This window comes from Pseudomonas sp. 7SR1 (genome assembly GCF_900156465.1).
Taxonomy (GTDB): domain Bacteria; phylum Pseudomonadota; class Gammaproteobacteria; order Pseudomonadales; family Pseudomonadaceae; genus Aquipseudomonas.
Genome location: NZ_LT707064.1, coordinates 4,906,196 through 4,926,759 on the forward strand (window position 1 = coordinate 4,906,196; position 20,564 = coordinate 4,926,759).

General features: G+C 58.9%; 16 protein-coding genes. 9 read left to right on the top strand and 7 right to left on the bottom strand.

From position 1 onward, the window contains the following. Nucleotides 1-24 precede the first annotated feature (24 nt). From BW992_RS21650 to BW992_RS21665, 4 genes are all read left to right on the top strand, one after another. Entirely contained in the window at nt 25-1,266 is a 1,242-nt protein-coding gene (locus BW992_RS21650) for a bifunctional alpha/beta hydrolase/OsmC family protein (RefSeq protein WP_076407086.1), read from the top strand. A 10-nt stretch (nt 1,267-1,276) separates the two neighbouring features. Further along, the gene (locus BW992_RS21655; RefSeq protein ID WP_072431088.1) at nt 1,277-2,029 is read left to right on the top strand and encodes an SDR family oxidoreductase; all 753 of its coding nucleotides are present in this window, start codon (nt 1,277-1,279) and stop codon (nt 2,027-2,029) included. Between the two features lie 59 nt (nt 2,030-2,088). After that, complete coding sequence (locus BW992_RS21660; RefSeq protein WP_072431089.1) at nt 2,089-3,138, top strand: alcohol dehydrogenase; 1,050 nt, start codon at nt 2,089-2,091, stop codon at nt 3,136-3,138. An 81-nt stretch (nt 3,139-3,219) separates the two neighbouring features. Continuing rightward, complete coding sequence (locus BW992_RS21665) at nt 3,220-4,113, top strand: DMT family transporter (protein ID WP_197432264.1); 894 nt, start codon at nt 3,220-3,222, stop codon at nt 4,111-4,113. A gap of 94 nt (nt 4,114-4,207) precedes the next feature. Here BW992_RS21665 and BW992_RS21670 read toward each other — a convergent pair whose 3' ends face one another. Continuing rightward, nucleotides 4,208-5,089: a PhzF family phenazine biosynthesis protein gene (locus BW992_RS21670; RefSeq protein WP_034138534.1), complete on the bottom strand. Its 882-nt coding sequence runs from the start codon at nt 5,087-5,089 to the stop codon at nt 4,208-4,210. A 230-nt stretch (nt 5,090-5,319) separates the two neighbouring features. Further along, nucleotides 5,320-6,201, bottom strand: a complete 882-nt coding sequence (locus BW992_RS21675) for a LysR family transcriptional regulator (protein WP_072458833.1) — start codon at nt 6,199-6,201, stop codon at nt 5,320-5,322. Nucleotides 6,202-6,323: 122 nt separating this feature from the next. Here BW992_RS21675 and BW992_RS21680 point away from each other — a divergent pair, with 122 nt between their 5' ends. From BW992_RS21680 to BW992_RS21690, 3 genes are read left to right on the top strand one after another with little or no spacing between them, the layout of a single operon-like run. Continuing rightward, a complete protein-coding gene (locus BW992_RS21680; protein ID WP_072431091.1) occupies nt 6,324-7,043 on the top strand; it encodes an AzlC family ABC transporter permease in 720 nt (239 codons plus the stop codon). After that, a complete protein-coding gene (locus BW992_RS21685; RefSeq protein ID WP_076407087.1) occupies nt 7,033-7,353 on the top strand; it encodes an AzlD family protein in 321 nt (106 codons plus the stop codon). The genes BW992_RS21680 and BW992_RS21685 overlap by 11 nt, the downstream gene beginning before the upstream one ends. A gap of 34 nt (nt 7,354-7,387) precedes the next feature. Continuing rightward, nucleotides 7,388-8,029, top strand: a complete 642-nt coding sequence (locus BW992_RS21690) for a LysE family translocator (RefSeq protein WP_072431093.1) — start codon at nt 7,388-7,390, stop codon at nt 8,027-8,029. A 511-nt stretch (nt 8,030-8,540) separates the two neighbouring features. Here BW992_RS21690 and BW992_RS21695 read toward each other — a convergent pair. Next, nucleotides 8,541-9,659 carry an NADH:flavin oxidoreductase gene (locus tag BW992_RS21695; protein WP_072391220.1) on the bottom strand — a complete coding sequence of 373 codons (1,119 nt, stop codon included), beginning with the start codon at nt 9,657-9,659 and terminating at the stop codon, nt 8,541-8,543. Between the two features lie 101 nt (nt 9,660-9,760). Between BW992_RS21695 and BW992_RS21700 the strand changes: the two genes are divergently transcribed. Next, on the top strand, nt 9,761-10,144 hold the full coding sequence (locus tag BW992_RS21700; protein ID WP_076407088.1) for a winged helix-turn-helix transcriptional regulator: 384 nt from the start codon (nt 9,761-9,763) through the stop codon (nt 10,142-10,144). A gap of 261 nt (nt 10,145-10,405) precedes the next feature. Here BW992_RS21700 and BW992_RS21705 read toward each other — a convergent pair whose 3' ends face one another. From BW992_RS21705 to BW992_RS21720, 4 genes are all read right to left on the bottom strand, one after another. Then, nucleotides 10,406-14,878 carry a M10 family metallopeptidase gene (locus BW992_RS21705; protein ID WP_076407089.1) on the bottom strand — a complete coding sequence of 1,491 codons (4,473 nt, stop codon included), beginning with the start codon at nt 14,876-14,878 and terminating at the stop codon, nt 10,406-10,408. Nucleotides 14,879-14,995: 117 nt separating this feature from the next. Continuing rightward, on the bottom strand, nt 14,996-16,321 hold the full coding sequence (locus BW992_RS21710) for a TolC family outer membrane protein (RefSeq protein WP_072391212.1): 1,326 nt from the start codon (nt 16,319-16,321) through the stop codon (nt 14,996-14,998). A gap of 1 nt (nt 16,322) precedes the next feature. Further along, nucleotides 16,323-17,642, bottom strand: a complete 1,320-nt coding sequence (locus BW992_RS21715) for an HlyD family type I secretion periplasmic adaptor subunit (protein WP_072391208.1) — start codon at nt 17,640-17,642, stop codon at nt 16,323-16,325. Next, nucleotides 17,629-19,374, bottom strand: a complete 1,746-nt coding sequence (locus BW992_RS21720; protein ID WP_076407090.1) for a type I secretion system permease/ATPase — start codon at nt 19,372-19,374, stop codon at nt 17,629-17,631. Before BW992_RS21720 ends, BW992_RS21715 begins: the two co-directional genes overlap by 14 nt. A 317-nt stretch (nt 19,375-19,691) precedes the next feature. On the opposite strand from BW992_RS21720, the gene BW992_RS21725 reads away from it, so the two are divergent. Continuing rightward, entirely contained in the window at nt 19,692-20,456 is a 765-nt protein-coding gene (locus BW992_RS21725; RefSeq protein ID WP_072459210.1) for a substrate-binding periplasmic protein, read from the top strand. The last annotated feature ends 108 nt before the right edge of the window (nt 20,457-20,564 follow it).

Below are 20,564 nucleotides of genomic sequence, written 5' to 3' on the forward strand. Positions count from 1 at the left end.
TCCCCATTCGTTGAGGATGAGAACATGCCAGATCAACGTTTTGACTTTCACGGAGCACTTGGAGCAGTGCTGTCTGGACGAATTGAGCGTCCACAGACCACACCTCGTGGGTGGGCTATTTTTGCCCATTGTTTCACTTGTGGAAAGGAAAGCCTCGCGGCAGCGCGAATTGCACGAGCCCTTGCACTGAACGGGATTGGTGTACTGCGTTTTGACTTCGCAGGACTCGGGGGTAGCGAAGGAGAATTCGCTCACTCAACTTTCGCCGCTGATGTGGGTGATCTCATCGCCGCAGGCCGCGCCATGACTGAAGCAGGCCATCCTCCTTCATTACTGATTGGCCACAGTTTGGGTGGGGCGGCAGCGTTGAGTGCCGCCGCCGAAATGCCCTCCGTGCAAGCAGTGGCAACCATCGGTGCTCCTGCCGATGTGAAACATATCCTTCATCAGTTCGACAATGACGCTCTCGCGCAGATCGAGACAGAGGGCGAAGCGCAACTTCTACTGGGTGGTCGCCCTTTCACAGTACGCAAATCATTCGTAGACGACGCTCGACAGCAGAATCTGGAAGAGCGCATTGCCCAGATGGGCAAGCCGTTGTTGGTCTTGCATGCTCCTGGCGACAATGTGGTCGGAATCAACAACGCTTCAAGGATCTTCCTCGCGGCGCGCCACCCGAAGAGTTTTGTTTCGCTGGACGATGCCAACCATCTATTAACACGCCGGGCTGACTCGGACTATGCAGCATCAGTAATCGCTGCTTGGGCCGCCCGCTACCTGCCCAAATGGGTCGATGACATCGCCGATATCTCTACGGGCGAAGGTGTAACTGCAGAGGAGGCAGGAGCGGGATTGTTCCAGCTCAGATTGAGCACCGGCGCTCACCATTTGCTCGCGGATGAACCGAAATCCGTGGGAGGGCTCGCAAGCGGACTGTCACCCTATGAGCTCGTTTCTGCAGGTTTGGCGGCATGTACGGTTATGACCATGCGCATGTATGCCCGCCGCAAAGGAATTCCGCTCCAACGTGCCAGTGCCCACGTCACGCACGCCAAGCGAAACGACCAGTCACCTGCGGATCTTTTCACCCGTTCGATCACTTTGAACGGGCCTCTCGACGATGAGCAGCGCCGAAAGCTTCTGGCCATCGCCGATAGATGCCCCGTCGATATGACGCTGGTTCGCGGTTCAGACGTCAGCACTTCTCTAGTTGAGAGCGACGCTTTAGTGGATGACGAAGAACCCCTCATTAAGCCGATCTCCTGAGGAACTGAACATGAGACTACGAGGCAAAACTGCTTTGATCACTGGCGCAACCAGTGGCATTGGTCTGGCGACTGCACAGCTGTTTGTCGAAGAAGGAGCCCGGGTGGTCATTACTGGCCGAGACGCAGAACGTCTTAAACGGGTTGGAGCAGAACTGGGCGGCGCAGTGACAACGATTCAGGCCGATGTACGCAGCCTCAATGATATGCAACGCATGGCTCGAAAGGTTGCCGAGACGTTTGGTGAAGGTGGTTTGGACATTTTCTTCGGCAATGCTGGCGTGGCGTTCTCCACCCCCCTGCTCACTACCGAAGAGGCTCGCTTTGACGAGCTTATGGCCGTCAACGTCAAAGGTCTGTTCTTCTCCATGCAAGCCATTACACCTGTGCTGCGTGACGGCGCCTCCGTTGTACTCAACTCGGCCTGGCTAAATGCGGTCGGCATGGGTGGTTTCTCTGCCTTGGCCGCGACCAAGTCAGCCGTACGGTCATTTGCTCGTTCGTGGTCATGCGAATTAATGGATCGAAAAATTCGCGTCAACGCCGTAAGCCCTGGTGCAGTAGACACGCCAATCTTCGAATTGGAAGGTGCCACGCCTGAACAATTGGCCGAGACAAAGCGGCAAATGGCGCTTCGAATTCCTGCTCGCCGCTTAGGGGATCCACACGAGATTGCCCAAGCCGTCCTGTTTCTTGCCAGTGATGAGTCGCGCTACATGTTGGGTGCGGAGATTGTTGTTGACGGGGGCTTCGCCCAGCTTTGAATCGATGAAGCGCTGAACCCACTCACGTCAAATCTGACCTACCCATAGGACACAAGACCATGAAAAATACTTACCAAGCAATGCAAGTGACCCGGCCTGGAGTCCTCGAAATGGTGGATCGCCCGATACCTACTCCATGTACCGGAGAGGTATTGATTGAAGTCGAAGCGTGCGGCATCTGTGGTGCCGACATAAGCGACATCGAAGGTGCAGATCCAACGCTGCAAGCACCACGGGTACCAGGTCATGAGGTGGTTGGCCGTATAAAGGCGCTCGGCGCTCACACCTCTTCCATCTGGAAGATTGGCCAACGCGTAGGGGTGGGCCGACTCGGCGGACACTGTAACGAGTGCGCCCAATGCCGTCAGGGCAACTTTCAACTTTGCCCTAACCAACATTTCGTTGGTGCTACCTGTGACGGTGGCTATGCCGAGCTGATGATCGCTCGCAGCAGCGGACTGGTGTCGATCCCCGACGAGCTCGACGCCGTGGAGGCCGCCCCGCTCCTCTGCGCAGGTATAGCGACCTTCAATGCCCTAAAAAAATGTGGTGCCAACGCGGGTGACACCGTGGCCATTCTTGGTATAGGAGGCCTCGGACACATGGCGCTCCAGTATGCGCGCCGCATGGGGTTTAGAGTCATCGCCGTGGGCCGAGGTCAAGACATTGCAGATGATGCGCTGGCATTGGGGGCGCATCTTTATATCGATACCAATAACGAAGATGCTGCAGCAACGCTCAACAGCTTGGGCGGTGCTCAGGCCATCGTCAGCACCGTCGGTCATCCCGACGCGGTGTCTGCGGTGGTGGGCGGATTGGCACCTCAAGGAAGGTTGATTCTGCTTGGAGCACACAAGTCACCCCTGCCCGTTTCGTCTGGACAGTTAGTCGTCGGCGAACGCAGTGTGTGCGGATCCCTCACAGGCACACCCTACGAAAATGAGCGCACCTTGGATTTCAGCGTGCTCACGGATGTACGTCCGAGAATCGAGGTCATGCCACTCGAACAAGCCAATGAGGCCTTTCAGAAGTTGAAGTCTGGTGAAGCCAAATTCCGGATTGTGTTGACTGTCGCAGGTGAAAGTGTGGCACAGAAAGGTTTGCCCTAAGCGTCATCGCTCTCGTGCGCTAACACCTAGCGCACATTGTCGCACTTGCGATTGCATTGAAATCGGTGATGGAGATTCAGAATGACGTTCAAGAGCTCAGGCCAGAGCACTGACACAGCGGCTAGCAACGCATCAGTCGCGCCTTTTATCGTTCTGATGACGAGCCTTGCAATGATTGCGTTCGCAGCCAACTCATTGCTCACCAGGGCAGCTTTTCAAACGACCGACATCGATGCGGCTTCATTCAGTGGCATCCGAGTGATATCGGGCGCACTGACATTACTGATAATTTTCCTGGCTCAGGGCGGAAAAATTAAACAGCTCAAAGCGCAGTGGTGGGCCGCAATCTTCCTGTTCACATATGTCGCCGCCTTTTCCTTCGCCTACCGTGACATCAGTACCGGCGCAGGCGCATTGATACTCTTTGCATCTGCACAAGTCCTTATGATTTCTTATGGGCTCCGGAGGGGGGAACGCACAAGCATCTTCGGGCTGTTCGTTGCTCTCGGCGGAATGATCGCTTTTCTCGCCCCATCCGCATCGGCACCACCTGCGTATGCTGCCGCGTTGATGGCGGTTGCAGGAATCGCGTGGGGCGCTTTCTCAGTGGCGGGAAAGGCTAACGAGTCTCCACTCGTCAAGACTGCGAGCAGTTTTCTTGGGGCAATTCCCTTTGCTGTTGTGCTCGTGCTTTACCAACATGATCATCTGCGTGTCGATACTACCGGGGCGTGGTATGCAGTGATTGCTGGAGGTTTAACGTCAGCCGTTGGATACGCGATTTGGTATTGGGCACGGGTTCGAATGACCACTATTACTGCCGGGGCCGTTCAGCTTTCAGTTCCCATCTTGAGCATGGTACTTGGCGTTCTCATCCTCAGCGAGGACATCACAATGCTCAGCGGCATTTCGGCCTTAGTGACATTGAGCGGTGTCGCGTGGGTCTCATTGACCACCAAGCAAAAGAAACTCTGACGACGCACCGATACGGGTGTTCCCCCCCTTCTTTCAAAAGTTGGTGACGGTGATTAGGCATGCCCAGCCACCGGAGGTAGCTGGACACCGTTCATCAGCGAAGATTGATCAAGCCGTCAATACAGGTAACGGCTTCGCCTCCGACCTTGATGACCTCATCGCTCACTTCGAGATTGATGAAACCCGCGCGGCCCAAAATTTGACCCTGACTGGCTCGGAATTGACTGCCAAATGCTTCGGCCTGCCCGGTATGTCGGATAAAAGCCGCCATGGCTCCGTTTCCACTGCCGCAAACGGGATCTTCGCTAACACCGCAAGCTGGAGCAAAAGCGCGTATTTCTACATCTGCAGTGCCGTCAACCGGGTACTTGCCGAACACAATTACCCCAGTTGCTCTATCGCGTAGATTGCTTACCTTCATACTCTGCAAATCAGGCTTATTCGCAATCACCTGCTGAGCACTGGCGAGCTGGACGACAACCCAACGTGCACCGACGTCAACAAGAACAGGTGGATACTCACGTGATATGGATGTGCCCAAACAGGCCTCCAATTCATCAATACGTTGAGCATCAAATGGCTCGAATTTCGGATGGGGGAGCTCAAACGAGATTAACTGCTTTCCGGCCTCGTCAATGGTGACATCAAGCCGCACCAACCCAGCACCGCATTCTTGAACGACGACGCCGTCGGTGGGAACGATGGCGCCGGCCTCTATAAGAGCGTGTGCGGTGCCGATAGTGGGATGGCCCGCGAACGGGAGCTCTGATCCAGGCGTGAAAATGCGAACGCGATAATCGGCCTGCTCTTGAGTTTTCGGTAATACGAAAGTGGTTTCGGAAAGGTTCGTCCAATTGGCAATCTGTTGCATCTCGGCGTCCGACAGCCCCTTCGCATCGAGAACGACTGCCACAGGGTTACCTTTGTATCGCTCGAAAGTGAACACATCAACTTGCTTAAAACTGACGCTGTGCATGATTGGTCGTCCAATAGGGTTGAGAGTCACTGAATTTTAGTTTCCTACCCTTTTTGGATACAGCTACAGTCAGCACATTGATTTATGAGTACAAATTCAAAGCCCCTCATGTGCATATCTTTTAAATATCCTGCTAGGTACAGCAAATAGCACCGAAGAGTCGAATTATTCTATCTGAGCGAAGTAATTTGCCCAGAGCCCCCGTCATGTCTGTCAGTTCAAAGCCCGATTTATTTAGCTCGTTCAACACATAGAGGATCTCTTAGGGAACCCACGACCTCATCGTACAGCGTATCCACGGCACGAGATCCCTTTGAATCCCGGCTCCGCATCAGCACGACTTCAATTACCGGAAGCTCGGGTAAACCTTGCCGCGCATCGAGCATCTTTAGAGTGGGAGGAAGGCTGCACCGCGTAAGCACAGCAACTGCCATTCCGCTTTGAGCAGCAGCTATTTGCCCGCTGACATTAGGACTGTTGTAGACAACTCGATACTCACGTTGCTGAGCCTCAAGCGCTGCCAGTATCTCGGTACGCAACCGTCCGCCTAATTCATGCACTGCAATCGGTAGCGGGCTGCGCTTCCAGATCTCGTGCTGTTCAGCGGCGCCCCACACCAAGGCTTCCCTGAAGAGCAACTCACCACGTGAAGGTGCATCACGGGTCACCAGCGCCAAATCGATTTCACCTCGATCAACCTTTGCCAGCAGCGCTGTGGACTCTTCACACACCAACGTGACCTCGACCTCACCGAAGCGCGCAGCAAAGTGCCTGAGCACCGGCACCAGGTACGGCACTGCATAGTCGTCAGGAACGCCAAAAGACACCCGCCCGGAAAGAGCCCCACCATGCATAGCAAGCACCAGGGTCGAGTGAGACGCTAGTAACTTGCGCGCATGGCCCAGCAGATCGAAGCCAGCGGGCGTCAGAGACAGTTGCCTAGGCTCGCGGTTGAGCAACGGGCGACCGATGCTATCTTCTAGCTTCTTTAATTGCATGCTCACCGCTGACTGCGAGCGCGATACCTGTCGCGCCGCCGCCGTCATGGAACCGGTATCAACCACCGCCAGGAAGGTTCGTAGCCAGTCAATCTGCAAATCCTTGGAGTGCATCACTAAACCTTAGCAATTCGAAACTCGAATGGCGATTATAAAACTTATTCGCTTTTCTTGGATCGCTCAGCGCCCCCAAAATGGCGCCTGAATAGAGGTACAACCTGATCCAGTGAGGTGGAATGGTGTTAAGTGTCGATGCAAGCTCCGTAGAGTTGGATAAATACGAAATATGGAGCGGCTTCAAACAGCTCTTGCCGATCTCCATGTTCGTTGTGGTCTTTGCGATTGCCTTCGGGCTTGCTGCCGCGCAGACAGGGCTGAGCGAAGCGTCAACTCTTCTAATGAGTATTCTGGTATTCGCTGGCGCAGCACAATTTGCAGTGCTTGACCTCTGGGGTCAGCACGTCCCGGTAATACCGTTGGTGATCACGGTATTCGCGATCAATGCCCGCCATCTGTTGATGGGAGCAACCCTGTACCCCTGGTTACGCGAACTACCACGCGCCAAGCGTTACGGCGTGATGATGGTGGTTTCCGACGCCAACTGGGCGATGTCGATGCAGGCGTTCAACAGCGGCAAGCGAGGCATGGGACTGCTGTTTGGGGGCGGTCTTGCGCTGTGGTCGGCTTGGTCGCTTGGCAGTTGGCTGGGGCTGAAGTTTGGAAGCGTCATTCAAAACCCAGTGAGTCTGGGCCTCGACATGGTGATGGGCTGTTTTCTTCTCGCGATGGTGCTCGGAGGCCAAAAAAACCTGCGCATGTTGATCATCTGGAGTGTGGCGGCCGCAGCGTCCTTATCGGCCTACTTGTATTTGCCTGAAAACAGTCACGTTGTTACTGGAGCATTGGCCGGCGGTTTACTGGGCGCCTTCTGGCCGGAGAAAAAGAATGAGCATTGAAACTTCAGGCTTCGGCACGCTGTACATCATTCTGATCATGGCAATTGTCACGCTCGCCACCCGGTGGGGCGGCGTATTCGTGATGTCATTTGTGCCCATCAACTACCGGGTGCAGCAATTCATCAGTGCCATGTCCGGATCGGTACTGGTGGCGGTGCTGACACCGATGGCAATTACGGGTGATAACGGCGCGCGACTCGCATTGCTAACGACCGCCATCGTGATGCTAACACTGCACAAATCTCTTCCGGCGAGTGCAGCCGGGATTTTGATGGCAGCATTGTTCAGGCAGCTTCAGGTCGTCTTGTAATATGCCCCCTCTCAACCACCTATGGACATGAAATATGGATCCGCACTCAGTTTTGGCTTTTACCCTAGTCGCAGCGATTGCCATCGCAAGCCCTGGCCCTGCGACCGTTATGGCGATCAATAACAGTTTGGCATTTGGGCCGCGTTATGCCGTATGGTCATCATTGGGCAACGCTTGCGGATTGTTCTGCTTATCGGCTGCTGCGGTGTCTGGCTTGGGCGCCCTGCTCGCAAGCTCCGAATGGATGTTCAATGCGGTGAAAGTCCTGGGTGCCGGTTACCTCTTATATCTGGGCGTGAAGCAGTTGTTCAACAAGCATCCAATCCTCATTCAGGAAGTGCAGCCGGATGGCAAAGCGATTACACCGTCACGTATGAAACTCTACAAGTCGGCTTTCCTGACCGCCGTCACCAATCCTAAGGCAACGATATTCTTTACCGCCCTGTTCCCGCAGTTTATTAACAAGGACGTCGCGCTGCTGCCACAATTCCTGCTACTCACCTTCATCTTCATGGGTTTGTCGCTGGCTTCATTGAGCGTTTATGCCGCCGCTGCGGCTCAGGTCAAAAGTGTACTGACCCGCCCAGCACTCTCCATATGGATCGGCAGGCTCGTAGGCTCAGCATTCATCTGCTTCGGCGCTGCCATTTTGACGGTACGCCGCCCAGTTTCTTGAGATAAACCTGCGCCTTTGGCCTAGCTTAGCTGGGCCGCTCGGAGGCCGGCTAAGACACTGCGCAACAGTCCGCTTTTGGCCGAGGCTGTGTAAAAACGCTTTTGAGCGCGGCAGGTACTCAAAATAGAACTGAAAATTACATTGCCACCCCAGTCCGTGTCAGGAATCGTCATTCGTGATCGCTCGTGTACGGCATAGGATTAGGGGCAAAATTGGGGGCACATCAAGACTTTTTCAAACTGAAACTACCGTCCTAGAGCCAAGTCAAAATGTTCTTTGGGGACCCGGACAGCTTGTGACGCTCCATGGCCTGCGCGTAAACGCCCGGGCCACAGGCTGCAAGAGAATCCTGTTCACAGGTGTTGAGTGGCCTCAACGTGTTCAACCATTAACAGTCAGGGCACACTCGACAACGGGTCACGGTCTCGACCTCGCAACATCCGAGGCCAGACCGCTGCTGTCTTCAGGCTAGAACCCTTGTGGCGTCACGCTCTCCACCGCCCGATGAGGCTCAAACCAATTCAGCCAAAGATGCCGGATTGAAGCCCTTCAGGCCTGCGTAATCGCCTTTTTCCACTTTGGCGACCCAATCCATGTCACTCAGCAGGACACGCCCTACGGCGATCAGATCGAACTCTTCGCGCTCCATGCGTTCAACGAGCCGATCCAGGCTGGCCGGGAGCGATCCCTCGCCGGCAAAAGCGTGAGTGACATCGTTATCCAGCCCGACCGAACCGACGCTGATGGTCGTGGCTCCCGTGACCTTCTTCGCCCACCCCGCGCAGTTCAGCCCGTTCTCACCGTCAATGTCGGGAAACTCAGGTTCCCAGAAACGTCGCTGCGAGCAGTGCAGGACGTCGACACCGGCCTCGACCAGTGGCAGCAGCCAGTCCTCCATCACTGCGGGTGTCTCAGCGATGCGCACGCCGTAGTCCTGCTGCTTCCACTGGCTGACACGCATGATGATCGGGAATTCAGGACCCACCGCCTGACGAACAGCAGACACGATCTCGCTGGCAAAGCGCGAGCGTTCCTTGATGGACGGGCCGCCGTAGCGGTCGGTGCGCAGATTGCTGCCAGACCAGAAAAACTGGTCGATCAGATAACCATGGGCTCCGTGGATCTCCACGGTATCGAAGCCCAGTCGCTTGGCATCTGCTGCGGCCTTGGCGAACGCTGCTACCGTGTCGGCAATGTCCTCTTCACTCATCGCCACGCCACGCGGATCACCTGGCGAAACGAGGCCCGAAGGGCTCTCCACTGGCGCATCCGGCTCCCAGTCGTTGATGTAACGCGTGGAACCGGTGTGCCAGATCTGTGGGGCCATGCGTCCGCCCGCGCCGTGGACCGCATCGATCACGTTTTTCCATCCCGCCAGCGCCGCGTCGCCATGAAAAAATGGGATGCCGCCATCATTACGCGATGCCGGACGATCGATCACGGTGCCTTCCGACAGAATCAGCCCGACACCTCCTTCTGCTCGTCGCCGGTAATAGGCAGCACTCGCTTCACTCGGAATGCCATCGGGTGAGAACAGACGCGTCATGGGTGCCATGACAATACGATTCTTCAGTTCGAGCGACCGGATGGAAAAAGGACGGAATAAGATGCTGGTATCGGGGATCGACATCGGATGGACTCCATTTGTTTTCGGAGGCCATAAAGTATATTTTGTAAACCTGATGTCAATTAGGCACTTAAAGTCGCCTTGGTATACATGAGGAAACTTCGATGCTGGAATTGAAGCCGCAATGCTTTTCGTCGGAGTGCCCAAGCCGGGCGCTGTTCGACCAGATCGCGGACAAGTGGTCAATGATGGTTTTGGCGGTGCTCGATGACGGACCGCATCGCTTCAACGCCATCAAGCGCCGCCTGGAGGGCGTCACCCAGAAGGCACTGACACAGTGCCTGCGGCGACTGGAACGAAATGGTCTCGTCTCGCGCCAGATCATTTCGTTCTCACCTGTGGCGGTGCAGTATCAGATCACCCCACTGGGTCAAACGCTGCAGCAGCCATTTCGCGAACTGCATAAATGGACGCTCGACAAACTACCCGAGGTCGAAGCGGCCCGGTCGAAGTTCGACGAGGCCGCGGAGCAAAAGCCGGCGGTGTGATTCTTTTTCGCCTCACCGCCCCATTCCAGTAACGACAGGTGACGCCGATCTCACCGCGTCAGGCCACTTCGCCAGCCACTGGATATGCGCGCGCGGGGTTGCCCTCTTTTGGTGACGACGCGCTTTGTGCCCTTGCTGACCACAGGCGCGGAGAGCTGCATAGGCCTCTCTATTTCTTCCCGGGACAGGCGTAAGCAAGAACAGAAACAAAAGCGCCGCTCATCGAGCGGCGCTTTTTATTTCAGCCAGCGAGTAGCCTCGTCACGCGACCAGGTCGTTGGCGCTGAAAGTATTGACCCCTACCAGCTGGATCTCGAAATCCGCGTCCAGGCTACCGTTGATATTGCCGTAGAGTACGTTATCGACGAAGCGCAACTGCCCTGCACCGGTAAAGACGTTCGAGTCGATGAAGCTGAACGGGTTGATCGCGGTGGTCAGGATGTTGGCATCCAGTTTCGACAGGTCAAGCTTATCGCCCTGGAGGCTGTTGAAGTCGAGAATGACATCGCGAATCCCCCCCTTGCCCAACTCGTTCAGTGCACTGAAGACGAATCGATCGGCTCCCTCGCCACCTGTCAGGGTATCCGTGCCCAGCCCGCCCACCAGCATGTCGGCGCCCGCACCGCCATCGAGTTGGTCGTTGCCTGCGCCGCCGTTCAGCACGTTGTTGCCGACGTTACCGGTCAGGACATTGCCCAGGGCATTGCCGGTGCCGTTGATGGCGGCCGTGCCGGTCAGGGTCAGGTTTTCCAGGTTGGCGCCCAGGGTCCAGGTCACCGAAGAGCGTACGGTGTCGATTTCGCTGGCCAGGGTGCTGGTTTCGCTGACCACGTCCTTGAGGTTGTCCACTACATAGGTGTCATTACCCGTGCCGCCGGCCAGGGTATCGATACCGATGCCACCGTCCAGGGTGTTGGCCCCGGCGTTACCCGTGATGCGGTTGTTCAACCCGTTGCCGGTGCCGCTGATGCCGGCTGTGCCGCTCAGGGTCAGGGCCTCGAGGTTGGCGCCGAGGGTGTAGCTGATGGAGGAAATGACGCTGTCGACTTCGAGAATCGAAGCGCCGCGCTCGATCACCGTGTCGCCGACGTTGTCCACGTAATAGGTGTCATTGCCGGCACCGCCGTCCAGGGTGTCCGCACCGCCCTGACCATTGAGCACGTTGGCGGCAGCGTTGCCGACGAGGCTGTTGTCCAGGGCGTTGCCGACAAGGTTGAGCGCAGCCGTGCCAAGCAACTGGCCGTCCTCGACGTTGGTCGACAAGGTATAGCTGACCGCTGCGCGGATCAGGTCGCGACCTTCGCCTGCCGCTTCGACCACCTTGTCGCCGACGTTGTCGACGGTATAGGTGTCGTCATCGGTGCCGCCGGTCAAGGTATCGGCCCCCGCGCCGCCATCAAGGTAATCGTTGCCGGCACCGCCCCGCAGGGTGTTCACCGCGGCGTTGCCGATCAGGCGATTGTCCTGGTCGTTGCCGACCACGGTGAATACGCCGGCACCGCTCAGGGTGACGTTTTCGATGTTGCGCAGATTGCTGAGGGTCAGGTCCACCACGGTGCCCGGCGAACTCGACGCGTACCCAATGGCCAGACTGTCGGTGCCCTGGTCTGCCGCTTCCTGCAGCAACGCCAGCTCACCGGCCTGATCGAGCACATAGGTGTCATTGCCGGCACCGCCGATCAGGGTGTCCCGCCCGGCGCCGCCGTTCAGCAGGTTGTTGCCGGCGTTACCGGTCAGGACATTGCCCAGGGCATTGCCGGTGCCGTTGATGGCGGCCGTGCCGGTCAGGGTCAGGTTTTCCAGGTTGGCGCCCAGGGTCCAGGTCACCGAGGAGCGTACGGTGTCGATTTCGCTGGCCAGGGTGCTGGTTTCGCTGACCACGTCCTTGAGGTTGTCGACTACATAGGTGTCATTACCCGTGCCGCCGGCCAGGGTATCGATACCGATGCCACCGTCCAGGGTGTTGGCCCCGGCGTTACCCGTGATGCGGTTGTTCAACCCGTTGCCGGTGCCGCTGATGCCGGCTGTGCCGCTCAGGGTCAGGGCCTCGAGGTTGGCGCCGAGGGTGTAGCTGATGGAGGAAATGACGCTGTCGACTTCGAGAATCGAAGCACCGCGCTCGATCACCGTGTCGCCGACGTTGTCCACGTAATAGGTGTCATTGCCGGCACCGCCGTCCAGGGTGTCCGCACCGCCCTGGCCATTGAGCACGTTGGCGGCAGCGTTGCCGATCAGGCTGTTGTCCAGGACGTTGCCGACAAGGTTGAGCGCAGCCGTGCCAAGCAACTGGCCGTCCTCGACGTTGGTCGACAAGGTATAGCTGACCGCTGCGCGGATCAGGTCGCGACCTTCGCCTGCCGCTTCGACCACCTTGTCGCCGAGGTTGTCGACGGTATAGGTGTCGTCGTCGGTGCCGCCGGTCAAGGTATCGGCCCCCGCGCCGCCATCAAGGTAATCGTTGCCGGCACCGCCCCGCAAGGTGTTCACCGCGGCGTTGCCGATCAGGCGATTGTCCTGGTCGTTGCCGACCACGGTGAATACGCCGGCACCGCTCAGGGTGACGTTTTCGATGTTGCGCAGATTGCTGAGGGTCAGGTCCACCAAGGTGCCCGGCGAACTCGACGCGTACCCAATGGCCAGACTGTCGGTGCCCTGGTCTGCCGCTTCCTGCAGCAACGCCAGCTCACCGGCCTGATCGAGCACATAGGTGTCATTGCCGGCACCGCCGATCAGGGTGTCCCGCCCGGCGCCGCCGTTCAGCAGGTTGTTGCCGGCGTTACCGGTCAGGACATTGCCCAGGGCATTGCCGGTACCGTTGATGGCGGCCGTGCCGGTCAGGGTCAGGTTTTCCAGGTTGGCGCCCAGGGTCCAGGTCACCGAGGAGCGTACGGTGTCGATTTCGCTGGCCAGGGTGCTGGTTTCGCTGACCACGTCCTTGAGGTTGTCCACTACATAGGTGTCATTACCCGTGCCGCCGGCCAGGGTATCGATACCGATGCCACCGTCCAGGGTGTTGGCCCCGGCGTTACCCGTGATGCGGTTGTTCAACCCGTTGCCGGTGCCGCTGATGCCGGCTGTGCCGCTCAGGGTCAGGACCTCGAGGTTGGCGCCGAGGGTGTAGCTGATGGAGGAAATGACGCTGTCGACTTCGAGAATCGAAGCACCGCGCTCGATCACCGTGTCGCCGACGTTGTCCACGTAATAGGTGTCATTGCCGGCACCGCCGTCCAGGGTGTCCGCACCGCCCTGGCCATTGAGCACGTTGGCGGCAGCGTTGCCGACGAGGCTGTTGTTCAGGCTGTTGCCGCTTACGGAGAAGGCCCCCGCACCACTCAGGGTGACATTTTCGATGCTGCCCAGATTGCTGAGGTTCAGGTCAACAACGCTGTTTGCCGAACTCGCAGCGTACGCGATGACCAGGCTGTCGGTACCCTGGCTGACGCTCTCGCGCAGCAGTGTCAGCTCAGCGGCCTGGTCGAGCACATAAGTGTCATTCCCGGCGCCACCGATGAGCGTGTCCCGCCCGGCTGAGCCGTTCAGGACGTTGTTGCCGTCATTACCGATCAGCGTGTTATTCAGAGCGTTGCCGGTGCCATTGATGGAGCTGTTGCCGGACAGCGTGAGATTTTCCAGGTTGGCGCCCAAGGCCCAGGTCACCGAAGAACGCACGGTGTCGATTTCAGTGGCCAGGGTGCTGGTTTCACTGACGATGTCCCCTGCATCGTCAACCACATAGGTGTCATTGCCTGCCCCACCGGCCATGCTGTCCTTGCCGGCAAGACCGTTCAGCACGTTGCCCAGCGCGTTACCGATCAGGCTGTCGTTGAAGGCCGAGCCGACTGCGTTTTCTATTTTCGCGCCATAGGCGATCGCGAGGCCTTCACTGAAAACCTTGTCGCTGGGGTCCAGGAACGTCTTGCCGATCTTGCTGAACTGGCCTTCATTGAGGTTGATGCGCACCGCTGCCACTTGATTGCTGGCATCGATCGTATCGGTGCCGCCAGCGTCCCAGATCGTTTCGAAAACCGATTGGTCGCTCGCCCAGCTATAGGTGTTATTGCCAGCCTGCCACTGGGTATTTGCGCCGTAAAGCCGCTGGATGGCAGCGATGTCCAGCAACATGGGCGTGGTCGGCTCATAGGAGTACGCGTTGTCGTAACTCATGATGGTGTAGCGGACATCGTCGTACTGGGAAGCCAGCACCGTAGCGTTCGACAAGCCTTGGTCGAACGGATGCTTCAGACCCAGGGCATGACCGATCTCATGCATAAAGGTCAGGTAATCGTAGGTGCCCTCGACCGGCGCGGGGTTGTTCGTGACCGGGCCGATCCAGACATCACCGCCGCTGGGGGTTCGACTTGGATAATAGGCCCAGGCCGCAGTGCCAGTGTCCATGTCCCCATAGCCACCGAATCGCAGGTCGCCGACGTTGGTGGAAGTCTCGGTGACCTGGGTGAACTTGATGTTGGCGACAGAACTCCACGCACCGAGCGCATCGACGATGCTGCTCTGCTGCGCTGACGACAGCACGTAGCCGGCCTCGTACTCATTGTCGTCGCTGTAGAAGCGGGCGAAAAGCGAGTCGGTGGTCATGAAGCTGTAGGTCAAGGGCGTCGTAAACGCGCCGTTGCTCCAGGTACCCATCCAGTAGGTGCCGTAGATCAAGCTATCGATTTGCGCATTGCCCGTCAGCTTTGCAGATGAAACAAATGAATAACCGAGTGGACTAGGCATGCGAAACTTCCTGTGTGCAAATCTACAGCCCTTCCTGAATTAAGGCCGCAGCAAGAGATCATGGTGAGGAATGGCGGCATTGATATCATCTAGCCACTAATTTTTCAAATTTTGACGCTAGTTATTTGGCGCAACAAGCCACTCGTTGGTCTTGCGAATATCCCCGTCCCCCAGCCTTCCGCTCCAGCGGTGCAGCACCAGCAGGCTGGTAACGAACCGGTACTGGGACTGGTAGAAATCACGCCGTGCACGAAACTCATCCTTGATGCTGTCCAGCACATCGACGGCGTTCTTGACGCCATAACCGAAGGCTTTTTCCGTGGCCGTCCGTGACTTCTCGGCGGACTCCAGCGCGCGGCGTGTCGCCTTGATCCGGCTGAGTTCGGCCATCATGCCGAGGTAAGCCGTGCGGGTTTCCTTGACCACCTGGCGCCTCAGCGCCTCCAGCTCTTGCTGGGCGACCTCCCTGTCGCTCTCGGAACTCGATACCCGGGCGCTGGTGGAGCCGCCACTGTAGAGAGGGACCTGCAAATCGAGGGAGGCAACGAGATTGTCCGAGCGTGGCGTCAACGCGCCCTCATAGCCGATATCACTGCGCTGCGCGGTGAGGTTCAGGCCCAGGCGCGGCAAATGGCCCGCCTTGGCTTCGCCGATGGCGGCCTCGGCGGCGCGGATATTGTGCTCCCGGGCATGCAAGGCCGGGTTGCTGTCCAGGGCCATCCGTATCCAATCGTCCGGAGTCTGCGGCGGCAGAGTGAAGGCTGGGTTGTCGCCGATACGCTTGAGAGGTTCCTGGACGTCCCGCCCCACCAATTCGGAAATGGCTTCGCGGCTGACCTGGACCTTGTTGCCGGCCTCGATCTCGTCGGCCTTGAGCGCATCCACTCGCGCCTCGAGGTCGAGGGTATCGGTCACCATCGCCATCTGGCGTGCATACAGCGCCTTGATCCGCTTGAGGTTGCGCTCGGTGGCGGCCAGTTCGCTGCGCACCAGGGACAGTTCATCCTCCGCCGCCAGTACGGCGAAGTAGCGTTCGGACAAGTCGATGCTGGACTGCACCTGGGTGTCGTCGGATTCGTACTGGCTTTTCTGGGCCAGCTCGACGTACTTCTGATAACTGCGCCAGACCTGCGGGTCGTAGAGCACCTGATTGAGTACCACGGCCATGCGTTTGCCGTTGTACTGGATTCGCCCCAGGTCATCGTCCCGCCGGCTGCGGTTGACACTGCTGCTGGCATTGAGCTGCGGCAGCAAGCGGCCCAAGGCCGCCCGCTCATTGCCGTCACCGCTACGAGTCAGGGCCTGTGCCCGCAGGATACGGGGATCGGCCCCTTGCGCCTCCTGGTGCAGTTGCCAAAGATCGACATAAGGCAGCGGCGCTTCAGTGTCAGCCAAGGCGCTCATCGACACAGCGAGCAGGCCGATCGCGATCAGAGACTTCATGTCAGTCCTCGATCAACGAACGGGCAAATGCATTGCTGGCGGGCTGCATCAAGTACTGCAACAGCGTCCGCTCCCCGGTATTGAGCAGCACTTCGACCGGCATGCCCGGCACCAGGGTTAGGCTGCCCAGCGTGCGACGCCCATTGTCTGTCAGCGCCACCCGCGCCAGGTAGTAGGCCGCACCGGTGTCCTTGTTGGTCAGGCGGTCAGCGGACAGCTGCACCAGTTGCCCTTCGATCACCGGCGTGGTGCCACTCTTGAACGCACTGAAACGCATGCTCGCCAGCTTGCCGAGGGCGATGCGATCGATGTCCATGGGCGAAACCTGCGCCTCGACGATCAGTTCTTCGTTGGCCGGGACGATATCCAGCAACGCAGTGCCCGGGCTGACCACCGCGCCCAGGGTGTGCACCGTCATGCCCATGACCATGCCCGACTCAGGCGCGACGATGTCGGTGCGCTGGTCGCGGTCCTGCAGGGTGGCGAGGCGCTCGCGCAACTCATACACCTTGCTCCGTGTGTCACCCAGCAGGCCTGCCACCTCACTGGCGAAGGTTTTCTTCAATTGCAGTATCTTCAGCTTCGCTTCGTCGGCATGGACGCGTGCCTGGGCAATCCCGGACTGGCTTTCGGCGATTTCGGCCCGCAGGCGCGACAGGCTGCGTTCCTGTTCCCGCAGGCGCTGCTTGTCCACGTAGCCTTCGGCGAGCAAGGCCCGCAAATCGACAATCTCTTCTTCATAGGACGCCGCCAGCGCCTGCTTGCTGGCGATGATGTTCTTGAGTCCGCGAATCTGTTCCTCGATCTGGCCGATCGTCGTCTCTTGCAGGCCGACTTCGCCCAGAAGCGAGGTCCGTCGCGTCTGGAAGATCCGTGCTTCGCTGTCCCGAGCTTCGCGCACGCGCGGGTCGGAGGGGTCAAGGGAGTGCACGGCGACGGGCTCGGGCAGCCCGTCCCGCTCAGCTTCGAGGCGGGCCTGCAGTTCAAGCGCCGCCACCAACTGGCTGCGCATGGCTTCCATTTCCGAACGTGCCTGGGTGTTGTCCAGCACCATCAGCACATCGCCGGCTTTTACCAGGTCGCCGTCATGCACCCGCAGTTCCCGCACGATGCCGCCTTCCAGGTGCTGTACGGTCTTGCGGTAGCTCTTGACCGTGACCACCCCTGGGGCCAGTGCCGCGCTGTCCAGGGGCGCCAGGGTGGCCCAGCCGCCGAACAGGCCAAAGGTGACCAGCAGCATCAGATACCCGATGCGCCGTGCCGGAGCGTCATCGATCGGCAGTGTGGACATGTCGACGGATGAGGACTTATTGCTTGGCATAAAGGTGCTCATCCGCTTCTTTCGATGGGGCCGTCGCCTGCTGGGCGGCGGGGGCAGCGCCCCGCAACCGTGCCAGGACCGGGTCGCGCGGCCCGAACAGGCTCAACTCGCCCTGGTTGAGGACCAGCAGCTTGTCTACCTGCGCCAGCACACCTGAGCGGTGCGTGATGACAAACACCGTGGCACGGCTCTGCCTGAGTTTGTGCAACGCCTCGGCAAGCATTTTTTCCCCGGCGTCGTCCAGGTTGGAGTTCGGCTCATCGAGCACCACCAGGCGTGGCTCACCGTACAAGGCGCGAGCCAGGCCGATGCGTTGCCGCTGGCCACCGGACAATCCGCCGCCATTGGCGCCGATCACGGTGTCGTAGCCGTCGGGCAATTGCAGCACCAGCTCATGGACACCCGCCATGCGCGCGGCGGCGACCACTGCTGGCGCATTGGCCGGGCCAAAGCGCGAGATATTCTGGCTGATGGAGCCCTCGAACAATTCGATGTCCTGGGGCAGATAGCCGATATATTGGCCCAACTCCTCCCGGCGCCATTGGCTGATGTCTGCACCGTCCAGGCGTACGGTGCCGGCCTGGCCTGGCCAGATACCCAGCAACGCCCGGGCCAGGCTGGACTTGCCGGCGCCGCTGGGACCGATGATGCCCACCGCTTCGCCGGCGGACACCTGGAAGCTCAAGCCCCGGACAACCGGCTTGCGGCTGCCCGGCGCACTCACCGAAAGCCCCTCGACGCGAATCGCCCCTTCGGGCGCGGGTAATGACATGCGTTCTGGCTCAGCGGCCACCTCGATCAGCAGCGTCTGCAACCGGGCATATTGCGAGCGTGCTCCCAGAAAGCCTTTCCACACGCCAATCAACTGGTCGATGGGCGCCAACGCCCGCCCCAGCAGAATGGAACCGGCGATCATCATCCCCGAGGAAATTTCATGGGTAATCGTCAAATAGGCCCCCAACCCCAGCACCAGGGACTGGAGGACCTGGCGGAACGTCCTGGACACCGCGGCAATGCTCGCCGCGCGATCACTGGCCAGACTCTGCAAGGCCAGGACCCGATGGATGCGCTCGTTCCACTGCTGGCGCAGGCTGGCGAGCATGCCCATGGACTCCACCACCTCGGCATTGCGCAGGCTCTTGGCGACAAAGGCGCTGGCGACCATCTGCTCACGATTGGCCGTCTGCAACGGCCCACGGGTCAGTTGCTCGTTGGCGAAGGCCAGTGCTCCCAGCAGCAACGCGCTCAATAGTCCCATCCAGCCGTACCAGGGGTGGAACATGAACATGACCGCCAGGTAGATCGGGATCCAGGGCGCATCGAAAAACGCAAACAGACCGTTTCCGGTCAGGAACTGGCGCAACGCGCTCAGGTCGCTCAGCGGCTGGCCCGAAGCGTTCATCCCGCTGCTATTGAGGGCCTGCTTGAAACTGGCGTCGAACAGACGCTGGCCCAGCAGCGTGTCCAGACGCGTACTGACGCGCACCATGATCCGCGAACGAACCCACTCCAGCCCGCCCATGGTGGCCATCAGCAGCAACATGATCAGCGTCAGCATCAACAAGGTCGACAGACTGGCGCTTCCTACAGCGCGGTCATACACCTGCAACATGTAGAACGACGGAACCAGCATCAGCAGGTTGACGAAAAAACTGAAAAAACCAACGGAGAGGAAACTGCCTCTGCATACGGCAAGGGCGCCTTCCAGATCGGTCTTCGGGTGGGCTGACATGGTTCGTTACCTGGGCCGGCTTGGGGCTGACTGCAAAAACGTGGGGGACCGGTACCCGGATGCTTGTGATTTTTCAGCAGGGCACTGCCGACGCATCCGGGCAAAAAGGGTCTACGGCGGCATATCGGCGGCGGCAGATATTTCTGAAGGGGCGGCTCCCGAGGAAATCGTCAACGAATGCAAGCCGGCAGTGCTCCCCTGGACTACCCTGTCTTCAGGATGTGCTGCATTGCACATATTCATCGTGCGCAAGGCGCTGTTTCACCCACCCGGGCGACGTAGAATGGCGCCGCCTTTCATGCCTGAAGTAATCGATCATGAGCCGGATCACCTGCGTGTCGAATGCTCGCGCCAAAGTGCTTTGCCGGCTTAGCCTGTTGCTGACATTGCTGGGCTTGTGCACTGCGCATGGCGCCCCTCTGCCCATCGAACTGCACATCCTCGATGCGCCTCCACTGACCTTCGTCGACGACCCCAAGGGGCATGGCATCGTTGGCGATATCGCCATTGAGGCGATGATCCGCGCCGGCTATGCGGTGAAAATCCATGTCTTGCCCTGGGCCCGGGCACAAAAACATGTCAGCGAGGAGGAGGATCACCTGATCGCCCCGCTGTCGCGCATCCCCGTGCGGGAGGATCGCTTTACCTGGATCGCCCCGATCATGTCGATGGAGCGGGCGTTCTTCACCCTCGACCGGCAAGTGGCCAGCTTTGCCCAGGCCAGGGAGACCTTCCGCAAGATCGGTGTCGGCCTGGGAAGCGCCCAGGAGGCGATCCTGCGTGCCGAGGGGTTCGACGACGATCAGATCTACACGCTGACCATCGGCGACAACCCCGCTCAGATGCTCCTGATGGGACGCATCGATGCCTGGTTCAACGGCGTCCCGGAAAGCCGCTACATCTGGCCCAAGGTGTCCGACCGCAAGCTTTTGATGAGCTCGGTGGGCAGCAGCGCCGACATCTACCTGGCCTGCTCCAGGAAGTGCTCGGCCAAGATGGTGAGAGACTTGCGCCAGGCCGTCGAAGCGATGCGCCAGGACGGCACCTTCAGCCGTGTACAGGCGATCTATCAGCCCCGGTAATGCCTGCGGGACCGAAGCCAGGCTTATATCATTCCGGATGATAGTTATCTTTGCTTCATTCGATTCGTTCCGTTGCATCCCGCCACGCATCATCCGCCCATTCTCAAT